The sequence below is a fragment of the Virgibacillus sp. LDC-1 genome (genome assembly GCF_030137545.1).
Lineage (GTDB): Bacteria > Bacillota > Bacilli > Bacillales > Amphibacillaceae > LDC-1.
Genome location: NZ_JARUVL010000001.1, coordinates 213,833 through 236,837, shown reverse-complemented (window position 1 = coordinate 236,837; position 23,005 = coordinate 213,833). Strand labels below are relative to the sequence as shown.

The window sequence follows — 23,005 nt, the reverse complement described above, 5'->3', positions numbered from 1 at the left end:
AGAGGTGAAAACATGATGCAAGGCATAGCTAAACAAGAACCACTAAAGGAAAATTCGAAGGCCTCAAACCCACTATTTAAATGGTGGATTGGTATTTTACTCGTCCTCTTTGCTATTGGTGGTTATTTCATAATTGAGCGACTTATTCTTGGATTAACAACGACGAATCTATCATCCATCACACCATGGGGTGCATGGATTGCATTTTATATCTTTTTCGTTGGGCTAAGCGCAGGATCCTTCCTACTTTCAACATTGATTTTCGTATTCGGTATGGATCAATACGAACGAGTAGGTAAAATGGCTCTTTTCACTGCGGTTGTATGTATGATTATTGCACTTACTTTCGTTTTAATGGACCTTGGTCGTCCTGAACGCTTTATGAATGCACTTATCCACTGGAATGTAACGAGTATTCTTGCATGGGAAATACACTTTTATGTGGTTTACATTTCTTTACTTGTAGCAGAGCTTTACATTGCCATGCGTGAAGATCTCGTTCGACTAACAAAGGTCGATAGTATCAGAGGGAAAATTGCTCGCATGTTAACATTCAAGAACAGTACAATCAATGAACATACGAAAAAAAGAGACCATCGCTGGATGAAAATCCTTGGCACGATTGGAATTCCACTAGCCATTCTTGGTGTTCACGGGGGAACAGGTGCAATCTTCGCCGTCGTTAGTGCGCGTGCTTCTTGGAATACAGGGATATTCCCTATTATCTTTGTTGTATCAGCAATGGTATCGGGGACTGCATTACTCTTAGCAATCTATATTATTAAAACAAAGGTTACTGGCAAAGAAATTGATCAAGGAATGGTTGTCTCCCTTGCTAAAATGATGATTGCGTTCCTATTTATTGACCTACTACTACAATTTTACGAATACCTTGTCGGTTTATATGGCTTAGAACATTCACACTTACAAAGCCTAGGTACGATGATGGGGAGTAGTTACAGCTGGTCATTTTGGGGAGTGCAAATGTTCCTCGGAGCTGTCGTCCCAATATTCCTTGTCTTTTATAAGAAAACCGCAACAAATATCAATGCTTTATTAATCGCGGGTATTCTCGTTGTTATTGGTATTATCGGTGTTCGATTCAATATTGTCGTTCCATCTCAAATTGTACCGGTTTTTGAGGGCAGACCAGCAGGGAACTACTTCCCAACCTTTAATGAATGGATGGTAAGCATCGGTATAGTTGCCATGGGCTTACTTATCTTCACAATCGGAGATAGACTTCTGCCACTTGAAGATACGCAACATGCGGAGAAATTGGAGGGATGAGCGTGGAAAATAAATCAATGAACCGAAGAAAATTTTTAAAAGCCCTTGGAGCATTCGGTGCTGTAGCTGCTATCGGACCCGCATTCATCGGACCCGTAAAGCAAGTCGTAAACGGAGTATGGATAGATGACGGACACGGCTATGGAACTGACTTCCAAGACTATGGAGCAGAAAATGTTATTTTCACAACTTGTGAACAATGTAACACTTACTGTACGATTAAAGCTTATATAACAGATGGAAACAAGCAAGGTCCTTACACTTCTATCATTCGTAAAATTGCAGGAAACCAATATAGTCCACTTAACATGGTCCCATACGGTGCCATTGCCTATGGAACTGCTGTCGACGATGCTGTAAAAGGGACAGGAGATGTAAAACGATTTGGCCGTGGAAACCGCGGAGGGCGTATTTGTTTGAAAGGGCAAGCTGGTATTCAAACGGCTTACGATGCATATCGCGTAAAAAACCCATTAAAGCGTGTTGGACCAAGAGGAAGCGGAAAATGGAAGACGGTCTCTTGGGAGCAAGCGTATGACGAAATCGTAAATGGAAGCAAAGACTTAAATACACCAGGATTAAAAGACTTAATGGCATACGTCCCTGAAGAAGAAGTAATGAGCGACTGGGAAAAAGTAACAAACAAAGAAATGGAATTTGAGGCGTTTGATAATAAATATAAAGATAAGTTAATCAATACGAACCATCCGGATTTTGGACCAAAGGTTAACCAAGTCGCTTTCATGGTCGGAGATCGTCGAGACTTTATGGAACGTTTCATTCTACAAAGTGTAGGAAGTAAAAACTATTATCACCATGGTGGCATTTGTGGAATAAGCTCTGTTACTGGGAATGTTCGCTCGTACTCTGCCAGTGAGAAAAAGAAGAAACGACAATATGCGGATATTGAGAATACACTATTCCTTATCGTATGGGGTACAAACCCGATGGTTGCAAATAAAGGACCTACCTGGCTTGCTCCCAAACTAACAAATGCGATTGAAAATGGCATGCAAATGGCGGTAATCGATCCACGCCTCAGTAAAACTGCCGAAAAAGCGCATATGTGGCTTCCAGTAAAGCCAGGAACAGATGGAGCACTTGCTTTAGCTATCGGAAGAACCATCATTGAGAAAGAATGGTATGATGAAACATATCTTACAAATCCAAACAAAAAAGCAGCTGAAGTAGATGGCGAGCCTACATGGAGTGATGCAACCCATCTCGTAAATCTAAGCGATCCGAAAAAACCTAAACTACGTGCAAGTGACATTGGTATCGGAACCGAGGAGCAATTCGTCGTCATTCAGAACGGAAAGCCTGTACCACATGATCAAGCAGACACTGGTTCCCTTTTGTATGATGGCAAATTAAAAGGACTTAAAGTAAAAACTGCCTTTCAGCTTTATAAGGAAAGAACAATGGAGCAGACAATTGATGAGTATGCAGCAATCACCACATTACCAAAGGAACAAATTGTCCAGTTAGCAAAGCGTTTTACCTCTTACGGGAAACGAGCAGCAATAATGGCTTATAGAGGACCAGCAATGCATGAAAATGGCTATTATACGCAACGACTAATTGCGATGCTGAACCACCTTATCGGGAGCTATGATTGGAAAGGCGGAAACATAACAACTGGTGCATTTTATAAAGAATTCACCGGAAAATATGATCTACTTACAGTTCCAAATGGTAAAAAAGCCTGGGGGATTCCGATTGGGCGATACCAATCAAAATATGAGGCTTCTACATTATTTGCAAAGGATGGCTATCCAGCAAAAAGACCGTGGTTCCCATATAGCGGGCAAACAATTGGCGATGTACTGCCAAGTGCCCTAGAAAAATATCCATATGCCATAAAAGCGTTAGTTACCCATCGGATGTCACCGGTGTTATCTGCACCAAATGGACAAATTCAAGAACAAGCTCTTCGTGATCAAGATATTATTCAACTTTATGTTGCATCTGATGTGCAAATCGGAGATACTTCAAAGTATGCGGACTTTATCTTACCTGATACAACATATCTTGAAAGATGGGGAAGAGAAGCAATCTATCCGAACATTACAACGAAGCTTGCAAGTGTGTATCAACCAGTTACACGTGTATTTCCAAATATTCGTTCCTTTGAAAATAGCGTCATTGAAATCGCTAAAATGCTTCAGCTTCCAGGATATGGAGACAACGCATTCCCAGACGGTAGTGCCCTTCATATTGAAGAAGACTTTTATATTAAACGTGTGGCAAACATCGCATTTGATGAAAAGCCAGTACCAAATGCATCCTCACGTGAAATGGCGATATTTGAAAAAGCTAGAAAAAACGCACTCGGAAAATACTTTGACTTAGAACGCTGGAAAAAAGCAGTAAAACCAGATGAATGGGCAAAGGTAGTCTATGTACTCAACCGTGGTGGTCGATTTGAAGAAGCTGGCAATGAGTATGTAGGAAATCATGTAAAATATAGCTACGGTGGTCAGGCAGACTTTTATGATGAAGGTGTGGCAGGAGGAAAAAACTCCTTTAATGGAAAACCATTTGAAGGAATCCCTATTTTCGAGGAAATCAAAACATTTAATCGCAAACCAATTAATTCCAAGCAGCCTTTCCAATATATAAACTGGAAGGCACGCAACATCGGAACATACCGAAATATTAGTAGTGCTTGGCTGCGTGAAGTTCGTTCCGATAACTATATTTGGATGAATCCAAGTGATGCAAGAAAACGTAACATTAAAACTGGCGATACCGTTTCTATTTTCAATGGAAATATTGAATTAAAAGGAACTGTTTATGTAACAAATGGAATTGCGCCAGGCGTTATCGGTTCTGCCTACAATATGGGACAGCAAGGATATGGTGTAACACAGCAAACGGTTGATGGGAAAAAGGATAAAGCACTTCCAACCTATAACCATACACCATTTACCTTTAAAACGCCGATGCATGAAGAAGCAGGCTATCCAGGAGGACGTGGCGAAGGATTTGTCGTCAATAAACTAACTGAATTAGACCCTGTTGTGAAGAACGGTGCCATTTATGATGAAATTGGTGGATCACCTGGACAATTAGACATGTTTGTTGATATCAAAAAAGCGTAACACGCACAAAACAAACATGGAAACTCTGTGAAACAACATCGAATTAATTCGGATTTAAAAGGGGGTTTTGCCGATGCTTCCTACATTGGAAGAAGCATACGGAAAACAACTCCTAAGCCATATATTTACGCATATATGGCTTGGGGATTGGGATAAATATGAAGAAACAATGCAGCAGCTACCAGATCAGCTTGCACTCGAATTTCCTTTTCACAAGCACTACGATCGGGAATCTACTGCACTATGGCGCGATAACTATTTCTCAATACCTGGAGATTATTTTATTCCACCATATCTCTCGACCTATCAAGACAAGTCAGAGGAAGATGATCAAGAAGCAAAGCAATCACTGCTATGTCTTATCGGAGCTTTTGACCGTATTGGGTTTTACTATCCATTGGAAAAGGAAGAATTTCCTGATCACATTGGAAGCATTACTGCATTTATTGCAGCCGCAACCAATGAAGAGGTAAAGGCAATTCAAGCAAACGATGAAGAATTATTGCAGCAACTACAAAATGTGCAACACGAAATGTATCAAGATCATTTAGCGCCTGCACTTCAAGCCCTTTGGAAAACGAATCACCAAAAGCTATCTGATCCATTTTTCCAAGCGTTTCTTCCCTACTATATGGATCAAATGGAAGCGTTAGTGCAAGTTCCAACAACTTAAAATTTAAAGAGGAGTGGTGACATGCTAGCAAATATCGGAATTCCAGGGTTAATTCTCGTTCTTATTATTGCACTTATTATCTTTGGACCATCCAAGCTACCTGAGATTGGAAAAGCCGCTGGTTCAACGTTAAAAGAATTTAAAAATGCAACAAATGACTTGATGAGTGACGACAAGAAAAAAGAGGAAAAAGAATAAGTACGCATGAAAAAGAGTGCCTTTTGCAGGCACTCTTTCTGTTTAATGAATACAACACAAAACAACAGGACAATCCTCACAATTGATTTCCGTTTTTAAGTACTCTAGATTATGTATTGTAATATATTTTCGGTTTACAGAAATAATTTGTTGCTGTTTTAGATCACTTAACATACGATTTACACTTTCCCGTGAAGTACCGCAAAAATTAGCCAGTTCTTGATTTGTTATGACATGATCGATAAGTATTCCGTTCTGCTGTGTTTTTCCATAACTATTCGCAAGCCGAATGAGCGTTGAAAAAAGCGCACCTTTTTTTCCATATAAAACAAGGTCACGAAATCTTGTCTGATCCCTTCTTGAATATTCATTCATTAGTTTAAGGAAATCAACTGCTAGCTTACTATTTTGCAGCAGCTTTTCCTCTAAGGTCGCATTTTGGATGACAGCAACTTCTCCATCCTCAAGCACCTTTGCATTTAGAATGTATTTCACATTCTCCTGCTGCATCGGAAGCTCTCCAACAATATCTCCTGGTTTACAAAGGCGAAGCGCCAATTCTTTTCCAGTTGGAGAAAGTTTACTAATTTGTACTTTTCCAGATCTTAGTATATACAATTCGTTTACCGGATCTCCTTCAGCAAACAAATAGGAATTCTTCTTGATCTCTGCAATTCGATCAATTGAATTCAAAAGCTCTTTCAATGCTAAGGTCTGATTGGAACCATGGCAAGAATCTGTCATTATAGCCCCCCTTTAACAAGCAACAAAGTACTTTTTCCTACTGGTATGTTTGTTTATCATCCATAAAGTCCATATTACGTGAATATATGTCAGGAAACAATACAATTATTAAAAGAATATCGTTTTCTAACTTAAATAGCTAGTTAAACGAATTATCATCATAGTATATTTTTTATGAGTTATTGTAAAAGGTGCAACTCTCACTTCAAATTAGACAAAGACTGTCTCAACAAAGATTGAGACAGCCTTTATGATTTCAGCTTCTATTATTATAATAATCTAGCTTACTCTTATGAGATCGCCTACTTGTAATCGTTGTGGATCAATCCCTGGGTTTAAGGCTATTAAATTATCAACCGTTGTATTATACATTTGTGAAATACGCCATAATGTATCCCCTTCTACTACGGTGTGGTATCTTGGTGCTTGACCACTTACAACAACTTCTTGTCCAATTTGCAAGCGATCTGGGTCAATCCCTGGATTTAATTCAAGCAGTCTGTTTACCGTTGTTTGATAAAGCTGAGCAATACTCCAAAGTGTATCTCCCTGCTGTACGATATGAATTTGTGTGCCACCGCTTTTCGGCGTTAATCCAAATGCTCGTGCAAGCCCACTGGCGTGTCCACGGGCAATTTTTTCTAAAAAGGAATTTTGCTTTAGTTTATTTGCATCATCTAAAAAATCAACAAACCCATTTTCTGTTAATACTGCTTTCATATTTGATTCTCGCAGCATATGGAAATTTGCTTCCTTCTTGCCTCGATCTCTAAAGCCTGTGCTTGAGACTACTGCGTCATGAATATATCCACGCAAACGATTTGTTTCGGCCTTTCCACTATAGCTGCCATTATGAATATACGATTCAAAGCCTGTTCCGCCCCCAGCATTAATATGAATCGACACTAAATAATTGGCACCCCAGTTATTTGCCATATTTGTTCGCGTTGATAATGAAACAGTAACATCGGTTGTACGTGAAAATTTTAGTGTATGCCCCTCATATTCATTGTTTAAAATATTTCCTAGCTTTAGGGCAATAGCGAGTGTAACATCCTTTTCCTGTAAACCGTTTGCAGTTGCACCAGGATCTGATCCACCATGACCTGGATCAATAAAAATTTTTGTCATTTCGCTTCCTCCTACTAGTTATTTTTTTAAACATGCATGCCTTCCTTCGACCATGGTCATAATAATAATCGAAAAAAAGCAATAATACGGGGCAAAATAAAAGCGCAATTCTTATGTACAATAACATACGAATTGCGCTACTAATATTTGGTCAAATAGAGAGAAAGATCATGATTAAAAACAAAAAGGATAAATAAACTAATGACGATTTAAATATTATATTGGCCCATTTAATATCATCCTTCATCCAAAATCCAGCAATTGCGAAACCAAGCCAAATCACATTCATTATAGAAGCAACGATAACAAAACCGATTCCTAACGAACTAAGAAAAAACGGAGTTGGTAAAAGCCCTGCAATATAAATTACGGTTTGTCGCTTTGTCATTTCAAAGCCACCAACAACTGGTAGCATTGGAACACCCGCTGCCTTATAATCATCAAATCTTCGCATTGCAATAGAGAACGTGTGTGGAACCTGCCAAATAAATAAAATAATAAACAGCATGATTGGTACAATGTGAAAGCTTGATTCAACCGCTCCCCATCCAATTAACGGCGTTACAGCACCAGAGACACTCCCTATAATAGTATTTAACGTATATTTCCGCTTTGACCAAAATGTATATAAAACAACATACGTAAACCATCCAATAAATGCATATAGCACGGATTCTAACGTAGTAAAGGAAAGAATGATAAATCCTACTAATGTAGAAGTAATCCCCATTATCAAAATGGTTTTCATCGAAATGCTGCCAGTAACAGTTGGTCGCATGATTGTACGCTTCATTTTTCTATCAAGATCGACTTCATACCAATTATTAATAATTAATGCACCAGCCATGATTAAAGTACTACCAACAATCGTAAATAGAAGTGTCATCCAATAAGCCGACAACTCCTGATTTGAATAATGGAGCGCCAATAAAAACCCTGTGAGCACTGGTAGTACATTGAGCATTAAAACTACAAATTTAATTAACGATTTTATATCTGAAAGGACCGATGAAGGAGCTTCATTAAGTAAAACCTTATTTCCTTCTGTTCCTTTAACAATTGTATTTCCGTCCTTCGACACCTTACTTCCCCCTATCTTCTATCATCATACCTTTCTTTTCCGTAAATAGTGTAACATGAATCCACATTCTTCGCCTACTACTGAAACACTTCAAGAAAGAATTTATCATTGCTCGATAATTATTTCCCGGGCAATATTCGACATTTTTTTCACAAGTGAACACTTTAGAAAAAAGCTTGTCTCTAAAGATAAGCCTCAAGTAGCAGGACTTATTTCATCACTTACAGATAGTTAAAAAATAGAATCGGATAATCAACATCCAATTTGATTATCTACTTATTCTCTGTTTCTTCATTTCGATTTCCAATTTATAGTGTTTTTACCAACAGTTACATGAGGAGTAATTCCATTTCATTTCTCTACTTCTGTTTGACATCACCTTAATTAATTCATTTGACAAATTCCAACGTTTATTATGAATAATACAGGGAAATAAATCAGAAAGAACCTTCCTCATTTACAAGAAAGGAGCTTCGATATGGAACGTAAAATAGATGTTACAAATCCAGCAACAGGAGAAATAATTGATTCGGTGCAAATGCATTCAGAGTCAGAAATCCGAACAGCAATTAATAAAGGAGCAAACGCTTTTTTCAACTGGTCAAAAACAAATGCACATAAACGGGCACAATTATTAAAAAACTGGGCACAAGTTGTTATGAACCATAAGCAAGAACTTGCAAACTTAATGACATTGGAAAATGGAAAACCATTAAAGGAATCACTCGGGGAGGTAGATTATTCCGTAGATTATTTAGAATGGTATGCCGAGGAAGCAAAAAGAATATATGGTAGAACAATTCCTGCGAATGACGGCTCCAAACGAATTATCGTAACAAAGGAGCCAATCGGTTTAGTTGCAGCGATTACACCATGGAACTTCCCAGCTGCCATGATGGCTAGAAAAGCTGCACCAGCATTAGCCGCAGGATGTACCTTTATTGTTAAACCAGCATCAGAAACACCTTTAACTGGGATGAAATTTATTGAGCTTGCCCATGAAGCTGGTATTCCCAAGGATGTTATTCAATATGTCAATGGTAAAGGAAGTGATATTGGTTCCATCTTTACCGAAAGTGAAGCAGTTCGAAAAATTACATTCACTGGTTCAACTGCTGTAGGGAAATCGCTTATAAAAAATAGCGCAAATACGGTAAAACATGTGACCATGGAGCTTGGAGGCCATGCCCCACTCATCGTTGCAAAAGATGCTGATTTAGATCTTGCCGCAAAGCAAGCAGTCGCATCCAAATTTCGTAATGCTGGTCAAACATGCGTGTGCGCAAATCGAATTATTGTCCATGAAGATGTAGTCAACACATTTACAGAAAAGTTTATACAAGAGGTAGAAAAGCTAAAGGTCGGAAATGGATTAGATGATGGAACAGATATTGGTCCAATTATTAATAAACAAGGCTTTGAGAAAATAACAGATCAAATAAAGGATGCAATAGAAAAAGGGGCAACAGCGAAAATAGGAAATTCGTTTGAAACCAATGAATCAGAAGGTTATTTCTTTATTCAACCAACCGTTTTAACAGAAGTTACAACCGATATGACAATCATGCATGAAGAAACGTTTGGACCTGTTGCACCAATTTTAACTTTTTCAACAGCTGAAGAAGCAGTTGAACTAGCTAATTCTACGCCATTCGGCCTTGCTGCTTACTTTTTCACGAGTGATTATAGACTAGGGACGTATCTACATGATCACTTGAAATTTGGTATTATCGGGTGGAATGATGGCGGACCTTCTGCCGCACATGCTCCTTTCGGTGGTATGAAAGAAAGCGGTCTAGGACGAGAAGGTGGCATAGAAGGTATTGAACCGTATTTAGAAACGAAATATATGTCCATAGGTGGCCTTTCATTTAATGGATAGAGAAAACAGGACTGATACAAAACAGAAGCATTTGTTTCAGTCCTTTCTTATTATCTTTTTCTTTATCACATTTTCACTTCTAAAACCTCTTTCCTGTTCATATGCTATAAGGTCGTTTATTTTTTAAGGAGGAGATATTGATGCCACATGGAACGCATGAGATGTCAATGAATGTTCCTATATTCAGTGTGTTTTCGTTTGTAAGTGATATGGATAATTGGGCTCCATTAATAAATGGGTATGTCGAACATAAAAAGCTAAATGAAAAACAGTCAACTTGGAAGTTCAAAGGAGACTTAGGCATTATACAAAAGACGATTTACATGGGAGTAGAAATTACAGAGTGGAAAGAACCAACCTTAATTACATTTGACCTAGTTGGACTAAATGAAAATTTTAAAGGAAATGGTTATTTTCAAGCAACCCCGATAAATCAATCGAAAACAAATGTTACTTCCTCTCTCAATATTACTGCAAAAGGGTTCAAAGCACCGGTTGCAAATCCTGTCTTAAAGTCGCTCGTGCCAAAAACAACGATGGAATTAACAAAAGCAATTGAAAAAAAGCTCGCCTCCTACCAACGTCTTGCATTAACATAAACTGATACAAAAGAACTGCTTTTTTCTAGAATTCATCAAACTACCCCCATAGATAATCTTAAAACTTCGTATCTTTTATAAAAAATAATGTTTATCTTTATCTTAATAGGGTATATTTATATAGGAATTAATGACTAATTGCTCACACGTTCTAGATAACAATATAATCCGACGTCTCGTAAGCCACTTTTTTAAAATTGGAGGTTGAATTGCTGTGAGGAAACTAAAAAGAAGCGAAGCAAAATTAATCAAAGACATTGTACACCAAAATCATACAGTCATCGAAATAGATAATAAACGTTATTTCCTTTCCCTGGTAGAAGAACCGGAACCAATGAAACAGCCTTCTAAGACCAACACCAAGCTAGCACAAAAATATGTGCAAACGAAATTAGACATTTTACGAGGTCGAAACTTTTCGATTGATGATGTCGTAGAAATGATGGACAACGGTGTTTTATAGCGTGCAACATAAAGATACTTTACCTGTTTTCTAATAGAGAACAGACCTTAATACTTAGATACGGACAGCATTCTCTGTTTCAAAAAAGCGTGCTCATTTTATGGTGATTAAGTCGCCATAATGGCACGCCTTTTTTATGGCTTGCTTCCCCTATTCACCAATTACAATTACTTCATGAAAGAATGCCACAATTTGTAAAGTAAATTCCTATTTTGATATGGGAGCTATGAAATTAGTGCACTTAACAACGAAGCTGGAATAAAGGCAGCAAACACTTCTAAAGAACTGCTAAAAAAGCTCCGTGCTAAAAACAGAGGAAGCAAGTTTAAATAGTGTTATCCTTTACCGACCGCACTTCGCGGTCGGGTTTTTATTCACCACAATTCCCTACCCTCTCACTTATGATCCGTATCAAACGAATCTGGATTTGTTCCACTTCGATCATCTCGGTTTAAACGATCTAGTAATTGCATATCATGTTCGGTAAGTGAAAAATCGAATACATTTCCATTTTCCTTGATTCTTTCTGGATGGATTGACTTCGGAATGGTAATAACACGATGCTGGACGTTCCAGCGCAAAATAATTTGTGCGGGTGTTTTGCCGTATTTATTAGCTAGATCTTTAATTGTCGGCTCCTCTAACAGCCTGCCTCGCTTTAACGGAGACCAGGCCTCTAATTGAATGCCTTGCTTTTCACAAAAGGCCTTTAACGGCTCCTGTGTTAAATGCGGATGATATTCTACTTGATTTACAGCAGGGGTAATTTGGCTCTCTTTTAGCAAATCTTGTAGATGATGGATATGAAAATTACTAACACCGATTGCCCGAACTTTTCCTTCTTCGTAAAGTGCTTCTAGTGCTTGCCACGTATCTTTATACATGCCTTTTACAGGCCAATGGATAAGATACAAATCTAAATAATCTAGACCGAGCCTCTGAAGACTACGATGAAATGCTTCCTGTGCCGCATCATAGCCCTGCTCATCATTCCATACTTTAGATGTAATAAATAATTGATCACGCGGGATATTAACTTCAGCTAACGCCTTTCCAATCCCTTCCTCATTTCCATAAAAAGAAGCGGTATCAACACTTCGATAGCCATAATCAAGCGCAACTTTCACTGCCTGTTCTACTGTTGGACCATTTTCCACCTTATATACGCCAAGTCCAACTCCAGGCATTTTCACTCCATTGTTCAAGGTGATCGTATCCGCCAAATGCGAAATCATCAAGCATCCCTCCTACTTTCTCTTATCTCTGTATCATATCGATGAAGCTGAAAATTATCAAACAACATTCGCATACTTTTCCTTGAAATCGGGAAATAGATAATTTAGAAAAGCATGTGGTATTAATAGTATCGATTAAAATCCGTATAACAAAGGAGAACAGGCTATGATCCAAACCGTAGCAATCACATATAACAATGAACGTATTACAAATGTTCCATTAGAAGCGCTACATGCTGATACCTATCGTTGGTGGTGGATCGATTTCTATCAACCAAATAAAGACGAGATTACATTACTAGAAACAGAATTACACTTCCATCCATTAGCAGTCGAGGATTGTATTCAAGGAAATCAACGACCAAAGCTTGATTATTACGATGACTTTTCTTTTTTTGTTACGCATACAATTGGTCCACAGCACTTCAATCAATTTGAAATAAACTTCTTTATCGGAGAATGCTATATTGTTACCTTTCATAAAAAAGATCTGCAAGAAATTAATGATGTATGGAACCAGCTTTTCACCCCAAAAAATGTATTAGATTGGGATGAACATCGTGTTTTTTACGAAATTATGGATAATGTTGTCGACAATTATTTTCCAATCATTTATCGACTAGAGGATCGGATTAATGCGGTTGAAAACAATCCTGATAACGAAACAATGCATGTGCTCCTCAAGAATCTTTTCGACCTTCGCCATGAATTATTAGAACTGCGGCATGCCATTAATCCAATTCGAGATCTTTTTTACCGCATCCTAAATTCACATCATTTAGAAGGCATTCAGGAACGAAGAGCTTATTTTACAGATATCTATGATCATCTCTTAAAGCTCTCTGAAATGATCTACTCTAATCGTGAATTAACAAACGATATTCGAGATAATTTCATTTCTATTAACTCTTACCAGCAAAATAAAGTAATACAAATATTAACAGTAATCACTTCTATTTTCGCACCATTAACGTTTATAGTTGGGATTTACGGAATGAATTTCGTTCACATGCCCGAGCTACAATGGCAATATGGTTATCTCATTATTTGGATCCTCATGTCGATAATTACCATCCTGATGATTTTATGGTTTAAGAAAAAAGGCTGGTTTGGATAATAAAAACTCCACTCCAGCCTTTTCTCCCTACAATTACAATAACCCAGAAAACCACATTCCTAAAATAGTACCAATATAATTACCTATAATGTAGCCTAATGTTCCTACTACTAATATTGGTCCAACTAAATCCTTCCAGCCCTTAGCAATTGCTAATGCTGCTGCAGTTGTAGGACCGCCGATATTCGCGTTACTTGCAACGATAATATCCTCCAAATTTCCCTTTACAAGCTTTCCAGCAGCAAATGATACAAGCATATTAATCAATACAATAATAAAAACAAATACCAATAAAAGTGGTGCATTTTGAATGATTAATGGGATAGATGCAGGGATGCCAATTACGACGAAAAACAAATAAATTAAATATGTACCAATTTCTTGGCTTCCTCGCATTTTATCAAAGTACTTAGGAAAAAAGAATAAAGCTATAAAGGTTAACGTCGTCAGCATTAAAAAGGCATCACCCAAAAGTCCATTTAACACATTTAATATGAACGAAACATTTTCACCAGATGGGATGACTTTATCGAACACTCCAGCCAATTTAAAGGAGAGGATAACTAGCAAATAAGCTGTTCCAACAGATAGTGCAATATCCTTTAATGACATCTCCTTGCGCTTCCAAAAGCGTTCTGAAAGTGTCTTCCCGTTTTCTGCGTCAGTCGCAATTTCCACTTGATTGATATGTGGAGTAGTAAACCTTTTCCTAAAAAACGTCAATGCAGGAATCATCATTAAAACGACAAAGTAAGCCGCCATCATCAAGTTATCGGCGACAACCGTAGCAGAAACCCACTCACCTGGTGTATCAAATTTCGCAGCCATGGCAGCAAAATTCACACCACCACCAATATAAGAGGCACTGATCATACCCGCAATCTTGTCTAGGAATGGTATATGGTCTCGTAAAAGAAAAAAACTAATAATGGTACCAGCAACCGTTCCAATCGAGCTTAATAAAAATAATAGAACAAGCTTTCCGCTTTCTCGCCATATCTTTCGTAAATTAACTTGAAAAAGCAATAACGGAATGGCTAACGGCACAATAATTCCCCAAACCGCATCATAAACAGTAGATTCAGTCGGAATGAATCCTGTGTTTGACATAATTATCGCACCAATAAGCGCAATAATCGCACCCGATATTTTGGATGCCCATTGAAAACGTTGTTCCAAATAAATACTAACAGACGCCCAAACAATTATTATTCCCCATAACGTTATCGTGTCATCGGCTTTAATAATGGAGAAAATCATCTCCTTGTCCTCCTTTTATGATTTAACGTACTATTGAAATTAAATAAATGCACTATTTTATTTTATATGCTATGGATTACAATGCGCAATCAATTCTTGTGACTCCATTCATTTTTATGTATTAGTCCATTAAATATTTGCCAACAAAAGAAAAAAACAGGGATTTCCCCTGCTTTAAGTCAACGTAACATCATCTAAACATATGGGCTTCGAACATATGGACCAATGGTTGACGTTAATGTAAGCTGACTAGACATATATTTAGGCGTATAAGGCATGTCATTTTTAAGCCACCATATGATTACCCCCAAAATAGCGCTAGATCCATATGCAACACTAATTTCTTTCGGTATCGTAAATTCAATTCCATCCTGTTCCATTTGCTGAATTCCATTCCTTACAAAAATCTCAATTATTTTTACAACTCGCTCTGTAAAATATGGCACCTTTTCTTCTGCCAGCATAATTTTATAGAATCGACTTCGTTCCATCATTTTTTCAAATAAACGAATAAATGTCGGATGTGGCTCATCATATTTATAAGTAAATTCGAAAGCCTGCACCTTAATACTTTCTTCTAGCTCTTTTATTGCCTTGTCTAAAAGCTGCTGTAGAAGTTCATTTTTATCATAATAATGCAAATAAAAGGTAGCTCGATTTAATGTTGACTTTCTAGCGATCTCCTGCACAGATATTTTATCATATTCTTTTTCTTCCATTAAATCAAGCAGAGCTGCTTCAAACAAATCCTTTGTCCGCCTTACACGCGGGTCCATTCTAATAGACATTTTATCCCCCTCTGTCTTATTACCGATTTGTAGTGATCATTTTGGTTCAAATTGCCTATAAAGCATCATCTTTTCCAAAAGTGTTTATTGTTTGTAAATCTCTATCTGCTATCATTATATACGACAACACTATGTCTATAAAGTAAAATTTGCATTAATTAGAATAACTATTTATCTAGTGAATTTGTCTCATAGTGTTGCCATCATTTTATTATGCATATTTGCTTATATAAATGGGAGGGGAAAGCATGTTATCAAACAAAGAAATCAACTGGAATGTTGAGACAGACGTTGTTGTTGTTGGTAGTGGTGGTACTGCACTTACATCTGCCATTCTAGCACACGACCAAGGGGCAAAGGTTATTGTACTCGAAAAAGCCGATCAAATCGGTGGTACAACTGCTTTTTCAGGTGGAATTCCATGGATACCAATGAACCGTTACATGGCGGAAATTGGTGTAGAGGATTCTAAAGAAGATGCAAAAAAATATTTAGATCATATTACGTATGGTAAAGCTCCAGATCCTGAATTAGTTGATGTTTTTATCGAAGAAGGAAGAAAAATGATTGACTACTTGCATGATCATACTCCTGTACGGTTTAAAGTGCCAAGATTTTACGGAGATTATTATGCGAATTTAGAAGGTGGAAAAAGAGAAGGGCGTTCCCTTGATCCACTGCCATTTGAATTAGCACAAATTGGAGAATGGGCAGATAAACTTCGTCGTCACCCTATCTTTCCGCCGCTTACATTAGAAGAAGGCGGAGCAGGTGACCCAACAAAAGCAGACTTTAATTTAATCGCAGAACGTATGGAAAACAATATTGCAACAATGGGACGATCACTAGTAGGCGCACTATTAAAAGCCTGTCTTGATCGTGGCATTGAAATCATTACCGAAACACCTGCAAAAGAGCTCATTCAAAATGACCATGGAGAGATTGTTGGCGTTCGTGCCGAACAGCATGGCAAATCGATTTATTTTGCGGCTCGTAAAGGTGTTGTAATTGCTTCCGGGGGCTTTGAATGGAACAAGCAATTAGTTCGTACGTTCCTAAAAGGAGAAGTTACACATCCAATGTCACCTCCTGGCAATGAGGGAGATGGACTAATTATGGCTATGGAAGCAGGAGCTGCATTAGGTAACATGAGTGAAGCATGGTGGTCTCCTGCAATGGTCGATCCAACCATTGAATATCAAGGTCATGTCTTTAATCAAACGGGTAGTGGTCGTGGACTAGCGCATTCGATTATTGTCAACAAACACGGAAAGCGTTTTGTAAATGAAGGCGCTACATATATGGATATGCCAAAATCGTTTTATGCTCATGACGCAGTTACACAATCCTTACCGAACGAAGGACCAGTATGGTTAGTTTTTGATCGTAATTTAAAGGATAACAAGCTAATTTTAACGATGGCTCCTGGTGAGGATGCTCCTGATTGGGTGCCACAAGCGGAATCAATTCGTGAGCTTGCGGAAATGATTGGCGTAGACGCGGACGGGTTAGAAGCAACTGTAAAGCGTTTTAATGAAAACGCTAAAAATCTAGAAGATCCTGATTTCCATCGTGGAACCCAATACTTTGAGCAAATGCTTGCTGGTTTCCAAGGACCTCAAGGAAACATTGGACCAATTGAAGATGGCCCATTTTATGCATTACCGATTTATAGTGGGGCATTAGGAACAAATGGTGGTCCTCGCATTAATGAGCATGGACAAGTTATCAGCCTACGTGGAGAACTAATTCCAGGGTTATATGCAGCTGGAAACGCCGCAATGGGAGTACTTGGACCAGCCTATCCAGGTGCAGGAGGAACGATTGGACCTGCTCTAACATTCGGCTATTTAGCAGGAATCGCAGTGGGAAAAGCGGAAGATAAAGATTTTGGTGGAAACAGTCCAGTAGAACTAACCATTGCGTAAATAATATTTACTAAAATAACATCGACAAAACTCAAGGAGGAATTTTTCATGCCTAGTGGAACACACGAAATTGTATTAGACATCCCTATTGAAAATATTTGGAGCTTTGTGAGCGATATGAATAAATGGGCTCCATTAGTACCAGGATATATTGAACACAATATTATTAATGATCGAGAATCAACTTGGAAATTTAAAGGTGATATCGGTATTATGCAAAAGACTGTATCTCTTAAAATTAATATTAAAGAATGGATTGAACCAACAACTGTAACATTTGATTTATCTGGAATTAATGAGAATTTTGCTGGAGATGGTTATTTCGAAGCAGAAAAAATTTCAGACACGCAAACAAAGGTAACTGGTAATCTTGATATTACTGCCAAAGGAATGATGGGGCCAATGATTAACTCCATTCTTAAGTCCTTTGTTCCAAAAACAGCAAAAGAATTAACCGAAGCAGTTTGCAACAAAATTGTTGAAGAAGAAACTGTCGCTAAATAAACGATGAAGCATGTACCTTAAAACAGGTGCATGCTTTTTTATTTGAAGATCCTTCGTTATTTAGAACTTCTAATTTGTCCCGCTCCGTGAAAATGAATGACGCTTATCTCCATCCTAACAAATAATATCATACCGATTGGTAATTCTAATCATAAAGTGAAACTTCAACCAGTCAAGGGGTTCCCCACTGGTCGCGAACTAAAACAGAATCGGACATTTATTAACAACTTAACTCACTATTTATCGCTTTATTATCGTCTCATAGACTAATTGGAGAAATACCGCCAGTTATATGTGGGGGAAGATAAAAGTTTTTACTGGTAAAAAAAAGTCGCTAAAAAATATTGACGTAAATTAAATCATGGTGGTAAACTTAACTGATAAAACGTTTTACCATTGTTGAGAGGAGCATGAAGCATGAAAAAAATCCTCGTGTTTGGCAGTTTAAATATGGATTTGTCTATTGAGGCAGAACAAATGCCACGAAATGGAGAAACTATTGACGGCAAAGATTTTTATATGACTCCTGGTGGGAAGGGAGCAAACCAGGCAGTGGCAGCCCAGAAAAATGGGGCATCTACCTTTATGATTGGTACTGTTGGCGATGACATCTTTGGCAATCAGCTAGTTTCTGCATTAAACAGCTATGGTGTGGATTGCCAAAACGTAACGAAAACGAAGGAAGCGTCCACAGGAGTAGCCATTATTACACGACATAAAGGAGATAATCGCATTATTCTTAGTGCAGGAGCAAATTATATTACGAATAATACCGATATCTTAAACGCTATAAACACACTCACCAAAGAAGGAGATATATTCTTAACCCAGTTTGAAAGCGATTTCGATACAGTTGTAAATGCAATTACTACTGCAAAAAGACATGGCTTGTATACGATTTTTAATCCAGCACCTGCAAAGCAAATACCAATCACACTTTACAAGGAAATTGATTTGTTGGTTGTTAATCAGTGGGAAAATCAAATGTTAACAAATATCTATCCAGAAACAGAAAGCGATTGCAAAAAATCGATAGAATACTATCTTGAACATGGCGTCCAATCCGTTATCATAACGCTTGGTGCAAATGGAAGCGTTTTTGGAAGTCACCAACAATTTATTTTTGTTCCTAGTATGCAAGTCACAAGTGTTGATACGACAGCTGCCGGCGATACGTATATTGGAACGCTCGCTAGCTCTCTTGCTATGGGACGACCAATAAAAGAAAGTATGCAATATGCGACAAAGGCTGCTGCAATCACCATCTCTAAACAAGGTGCACAAGAATCTATTCCATATAAAGAAGAAGTAGAACAATTTAAGGAGGAAAAACATGATGAATAAAAGACCAATCATTATTGATACAGATCCTGGTATAGATGATGCTGTTGCCTTAGCAATTGCATTGTACAGTGAAGAACTCGACGTTCGTTTAATCACAACAGTTGCAGGTAATGTAAGCTTGGAAAAAGTAACCTATAATGCACTCAGACTCATGAAGTTCTTTGAAAAAGATGTTCCTGTTGCTGCTGGGGCGAACAGACCACTTATTAAAGCGCCGATTGATGCTAGCAATATTCATGGCGAAACAGGAATGGATGGATATGAATTTGAAGAGCCGGAGCCAAACAAGCTTCTAAGCGATCACGCGGTTAATGCCATGCATAAAGAAATCATGTCGAGTAAAGAGCCGATCACAATCGTTCCAATTGGACCACTAACGAATATTGCACTTTTACTTCGTCTCTATCCAGAGGTAACAACGAACATTCAAGAAATTGTTCTTATGGGTGGTTCAGCAAGCAGAGGAAATGCAGGTGTTATGGCAGAATTTAATATTTTTGCCGATCCAGAAGCTGCGAAGATTGTCTTTAATAGCGGGATCCCAATCGTAATGGTTGGACTTGATGTTGGTTTGAAAGCGCTTGTTTATCCAGAGGATAGTCAAAAGCTAAAGGATATGAACAAAACAGGAAATATGATTTTTCATCTTTTCCAAAAATATCGTGGCGGAAGTATGAAAACAGGACTTAAAATGTATGATAGCTCAGCGATAGCTTACTTGCTCCAACCTTCCATGTTTGAAGCAGTTGACACACATGTTGATGTTGAACTAAACGGTACATTAACGGCGGGTTGTACAGTTGTCGACTTAAAAGGATATCTTGGAAAAGAAGTAAATGCAAAGGTTTGTATCGATATTAATCCAGATGAATTCAAGAAATGGTTTATGGAAAGTCTGAAAAAATGTAACTAATTACAGATATAATAAAGGAGGTATGATTCCTTATGCAGGATATCATTATGTATAGTTCAGCTATATTAGCTGTTGTAATTCTCGGATATATGCTAATTTAAAAAATGGATATTAAAATCGCATTATTTATGATGGGGATTGTTCTTATTTTAATCAGTATTGGGATGGGGAACGATATTGCTATCAAAGACTTTGAATCAACCGGCTCTCCACTACTCGATCCACTACAGGTCATTGTTGAGCAGTTTAAGGATACCTTTAGTAAAGCCGGGTTGATTATTTTAATACTTGGTGGATACACGGCATATATGACATCCATCGGTGCTAATGATGTTACGGTACAATTATTGACAAAACCGATTGGCAAGGTCAAATCTGTATATGTACTCGTTCCCATCGTGTTTCTATTAGGAAATCTACTTTCCTTAGTTATTCCAAGTGCATCAACATTAGCTATTCTATTATTAGCAACATTGTATCCTGTTTTAAAACAAGCGAAAATGTCTACATTGACCATTGCTGCAATTATTGCAACATCAGCAACGATTATTCCAACACCACTTGGAAGTGACAATGTAGCAATCGCTGAAGAACTTGCAAAATATGCGCAGTTCGCGGATATGAATGTTACCAACTATGTATTTAGTTATCATGCTATCGTATCTTTACCGACCCTTCTTTTCATAGCACTCGTACACTATTTATGGCAAAAACGAATGGACAAGAAGCTGGAACACACTGGACATCACGAAGAAATTGAAGTGCAAAAAGTAGACGAAATTAAAGGCGGATCCCTTTTCAAAGCAGTATATGGTATTCTTCCTGTATTTCCAATAATTTTACTTCTTATTTCGTTTATCCTAGAATTAACAGCTGGCATAACGATTTCTATCGGTGTCGAATCAGCTGTTTTAGTATCACTCATCCTGGCAATTATTTGTGAATTAATTCGTCACAAAGGCGATAAGGCAGTACTCTCCAATACGGAAAAGTTTTTCGAAGGCATGGGGAAAGTATTCCCAATCGTTGCATTAATTGTTGCAGCATCTGTTTTTGTAACAGGTTTAAAATCGATTGGATTAATTAACGAGCTTCAGCAATCCATGGGGCACTTGCAAGGTGGCAATGTATCCTTTATCCTTCCATTAATTATGGTTGCCCTTACGGCATTAATTGTATTATTAAGTGGTAGTGGAATTGCGTTGTTCTTCGCAATGGTTCCTTTAATGGTTCCACTTGCAGAAGCAGCAGGAATTAGCCCAATTGCTATTTCCATTCCGATGGGACTAGCAGGAAACTTATTTAGAGCAGTATCACCTGTAGCTGCCGTTGTTCTCATAATTGCGGGTACATTAAAGCTCGATCCATTAGATATTATTAAGCGAACATCCGTCCCAATGATCTCTGGTGTCGTGTTCATGTTTATACTATCAATGATTTTTTTCTTATAAAATGAAACGTTAAACAGAGGCGGGATTCTTCCCCCTCTGTTTGTTTATTAGAGAAAGGATAGCCTATGCTACTTAGAAGCTTTGTCCGTTTTCGGAATCGTGAGTTGGACTTTTTACATTGCCATTTAGGCTTTATTCGCCGATAATAGAATGGAATCCTTTAAAAAGGTGCTTTTTAATATTGGATAGAAAGAGGCCTATGCATAATGAAAATCACGATTAAGGATATTGCCAAAAAAGCAAACGTATCCCCGAGTGCAGTTTCGCTCGTCTTAAATAATCGACCATGTCGAATATCAAATGAAAAGCGTAAGAAAATAAAGGAAATCGCCGAGGAATACAACTACTCAGCAAATCAAATCGCTAGAAGCCTAGTAACAAAGAAAACACAAACATTAGGCTTAATTATTCCAGATATTGAAAATATATTCTTTTCCTCATTAGCAAAAAACATAGAAGCATATTGTCGTGAAAAAGGCTATATGCTGATGATTGTTAATTCAAACAACGAATACGACAACGACTTAGAACTAATTAATTTACTTGCTTCTCGTTCTGTAGAAGGAATGTTTATCATTCCAAGTGATTCATCCTATAGCGATAATACTGAAATAATCGATCGGTTAGAGAAATTAAGTAAAGCTTCTATCCCGTATGTGTTAATTGACCGAATTTATCCAGAGCTTTCTTGTGACAAAATAACGTATGACAACGAGCTTGGCGCTTATTTGGCGGTGCGTCACCTTTTAGAAAATGGTCACCGAAAAATTGCCTGTATCGCAAGCTCGGAAATGTCCTATAACGGGAACCTTCGTCTTCGTGGGTATTATAAAGCAATGAAGGAATTCAATAGTACGATTAAGCCTGGCTATGTGCTACAAGGAGATTACCGCATTGACAGTGGATATGAAGCAGGAAATCAAATACTTGATAAGGATATTACCGCTGTATTTATTACGAACGATATGATGACACTAGGATTTTTAAAAAGTGTGTATGAAAATGGTAAGCGTGTTCCAGATGACTTTTCAGTTGTTGGTTATGATAATTCTATTTATCCATATGTCTTCGGTGTAGAGCTTACTTCTATCGAGCAGGATGTAGAACAATTAGGAAAACATGCTGTCCAACTATTATTTTCCAAGCTACAAGACCCAAATAAATCATATGAAAGTCTTTGTCTTTCTCCAAGGTTAGTCGTTAAAAATAGTGTAAAAGAGATTTAAATTAATCAAGAGCACTCATTTAGGGAACACTATCCTTTAGTAATCATATAAGGCTGTGACAACCGCATTTTAAG

The 23,005-nt window shown here is 37.7% G+C and carries 20 protein-coding genes; 14 read left to right on the top strand and 6 right to left on the bottom strand.

The window, feature by feature from the left end; genetic code table 11:
• Positions 1-12 precede the first annotated feature (12 nt).
• The 4 genes from nrfD (at position 13) to tatA (ending at position 5,265) form a co-directional block, all read left to right on the top strand.
• Complete coding sequence (nrfD, locus tag QBK89_RS01080) at positions 13-1,290, top strand: NrfD/PsrC family molybdoenzyme membrane anchor subunit (protein WP_284139154.1); 1,278 nt, start codon at positions 13-15, stop codon at positions 1,288-1,290.
• Positions 1,287-4,394 (top strand): molybdopterin-dependent oxidoreductase, encoded by a 3,108-nt coding sequence (locus tag QBK89_RS01075; RefSeq protein WP_284139153.1) that lies wholly within the window; start codon positions 1,287-1,289, stop codon positions 4,392-4,394. The genes nrfD and QBK89_RS01075 overlap by 4 nt, the downstream gene beginning before the upstream one ends.
• Before the next feature lie 73 nt (positions 4,395-4,467).
• On the top strand, positions 4,468-5,067 hold the full coding sequence (locus QBK89_RS01070) for a molecular chaperone TorD family protein (RefSeq protein WP_284139152.1): 600 nt from the start codon (positions 4,468-4,470) through the stop codon (positions 5,065-5,067).
• 21 nt (positions 5,068-5,088) lie between these two features.
• On the top strand, positions 5,089-5,265 hold the full coding sequence (tatA, locus tag QBK89_RS01065; RefSeq protein ID WP_284139151.1) for a twin-arginine translocase TatA/TatE family subunit: 177 nt from the start codon (positions 5,089-5,091) through the stop codon (positions 5,263-5,265).
• Between the two features lie 42 nt (positions 5,266-5,307).
• Here the strand turns inward: tatA and QBK89_RS01060 are convergent, their stop codons facing one another.
• The 3 genes from QBK89_RS01060 to cyoE form a co-directional block, all read right to left on the bottom strand.
• On the bottom strand, positions 5,308-6,009 hold the full coding sequence (locus QBK89_RS01060; protein ID WP_284139150.1) for a Crp/Fnr family transcriptional regulator: 702 nt from the start codon (positions 6,007-6,009) through the stop codon (positions 5,308-5,310).
• 279 nt (positions 6,010-6,288) lie between these two features.
• Complete coding sequence (locus QBK89_RS01055) at positions 6,289-7,140, bottom strand: N-acetylmuramoyl-L-alanine amidase (protein WP_284139149.1); 852 nt, start codon at positions 7,138-7,140, stop codon at positions 6,289-6,291.
• A 151-nt stretch (positions 7,141-7,291) separates the two neighbouring features.
• Positions 7,292-8,221: a heme o synthase gene (gene cyoE / locus QBK89_RS01050; RefSeq protein ID WP_284139148.1), complete on the bottom strand. Its 930-nt coding sequence runs from the start codon at positions 8,219-8,221 to the stop codon at positions 7,292-7,294.
• A gap of 478 nt (positions 8,222-8,699) precedes the next feature.
• Between cyoE and QBK89_RS01045 the strand changes: the two genes are divergently transcribed.
• From QBK89_RS01045 to QBK89_RS01035, 3 genes are all read left to right on the top strand, one after another.
• On the top strand, positions 8,700-10,103 hold the full coding sequence (locus tag QBK89_RS01045; RefSeq protein WP_284139147.1) for an NAD-dependent succinate-semialdehyde dehydrogenase: 1,404 nt from the start codon (positions 8,700-8,702) through the stop codon (positions 10,101-10,103).
• Positions 10,104-10,243: 140 nt separating this feature from the next.
• Positions 10,244-10,702: an SRPBCC family protein gene (locus QBK89_RS01040; protein WP_284139146.1), complete on the top strand. Its 459-nt coding sequence runs from the start codon at positions 10,244-10,246 to the stop codon at positions 10,700-10,702.
• A gap of 214 nt (positions 10,703-10,916) precedes the next feature.
• Positions 10,917-11,165 carry a hypothetical protein gene (locus tag QBK89_RS01035; RefSeq protein ID WP_284139145.1) on the top strand — a complete coding sequence of 83 codons (249 nt, stop codon included), beginning with the start codon at positions 10,917-10,919 and terminating at the stop codon, positions 11,163-11,165.
• Positions 11,166-11,560: 395 nt separating this feature from the next.
• Here the strand turns inward: QBK89_RS01035 and QBK89_RS01030 are convergent, their stop codons facing one another.
• Entirely contained in the window at positions 11,561-12,400 is an 840-nt protein-coding gene (locus QBK89_RS01030; RefSeq protein ID WP_284139144.1) for an aldo/keto reductase, read from the bottom strand.
• A 166-nt stretch (positions 12,401-12,566) separates the two neighbouring features.
• Here QBK89_RS01030 and corA point away from each other — a divergent pair, with 166 nt between their 5' ends.
• Entirely contained in the window at positions 12,567-13,517 is a 951-nt protein-coding gene (gene corA, locus QBK89_RS01025) for a magnesium/cobalt transporter CorA (protein ID WP_284139143.1), read from the top strand.
• A gap of 33 nt (positions 13,518-13,550) precedes the next feature.
• Here corA and QBK89_RS01020 read toward each other — a convergent pair whose 3' ends face one another.
• Together QBK89_RS01020 and QBK89_RS01015 are read right to left on the bottom strand one after the other, a co-directional pair.
• Positions 13,551-14,777 (bottom strand): DUF819 family protein, encoded by a 1,227-nt coding sequence (locus tag QBK89_RS01020; RefSeq protein WP_284139142.1) that lies wholly within the window; start codon positions 14,775-14,777, stop codon positions 13,551-13,553.
• Between the two features lie 194 nt (positions 14,778-14,971).
• The gene (locus tag QBK89_RS01015; protein WP_284139141.1) at positions 14,972-15,565 is read right to left on the bottom strand and encodes a TetR/AcrR family transcriptional regulator; all 594 of its coding nucleotides are present in this window, start codon (positions 15,563-15,565) and stop codon (positions 14,972-14,974) included.
• 248 nt (positions 15,566-15,813) lie between these two features.
• Between QBK89_RS01015 and QBK89_RS01010 the strand changes: the two genes are divergently transcribed.
• The 6 genes from QBK89_RS01010 (at position 15,814) to QBK89_RS00985 (ending at position 22,931) form a co-directional block, all read left to right on the top strand.
• A complete protein-coding gene (locus QBK89_RS01010) occupies positions 15,814-17,493 on the top strand; it encodes an FAD-dependent oxidoreductase (protein ID WP_284139140.1) in 1,680 nt (559 codons plus the stop codon).
• Between the two features lie 48 nt (positions 17,494-17,541).
• On the top strand, positions 17,542-17,997 hold the full coding sequence (locus QBK89_RS01005; protein WP_284139139.1) for an SRPBCC family protein: 456 nt from the start codon (positions 17,542-17,544) through the stop codon (positions 17,995-17,997).
• Between the two features lie 417 nt (positions 17,998-18,414).
• Positions 18,415-19,341: a ribokinase gene (gene rbsK / locus QBK89_RS01000; protein ID WP_284139138.1), complete on the top strand. Its 927-nt coding sequence runs from the start codon at positions 18,415-18,417 to the stop codon at positions 19,339-19,341.
• Positions 19,334-20,254, top strand: a complete 921-nt coding sequence (gene rihC / locus QBK89_RS00995) for a ribonucleoside hydrolase RihC (RefSeq protein WP_284139285.1) — start codon at positions 19,334-19,336, stop codon at positions 20,252-20,254. Before rbsK ends, rihC begins: the two co-directional genes overlap by 8 nt.
• A gap of 104 nt (positions 20,255-20,358) precedes the next feature.
• Entirely contained in the window at positions 20,359-21,705 is a 1,347-nt protein-coding gene (gene dcuC, locus QBK89_RS00990; RefSeq protein WP_284139137.1) for a C4-dicarboxylate transporter DcuC, read from the top strand.
• Between the two features lie 206 nt (positions 21,706-21,911).
• The gene (locus tag QBK89_RS00985) at positions 21,912-22,931 is read left to right on the top strand and encodes a LacI family DNA-binding transcriptional regulator (protein ID WP_284139136.1); all 1,020 of its coding nucleotides are present in this window, start codon (positions 21,912-21,914) and stop codon (positions 22,929-22,931) included.
• The last annotated feature ends 74 nt before the right edge of the window (positions 22,932-23,005 follow it).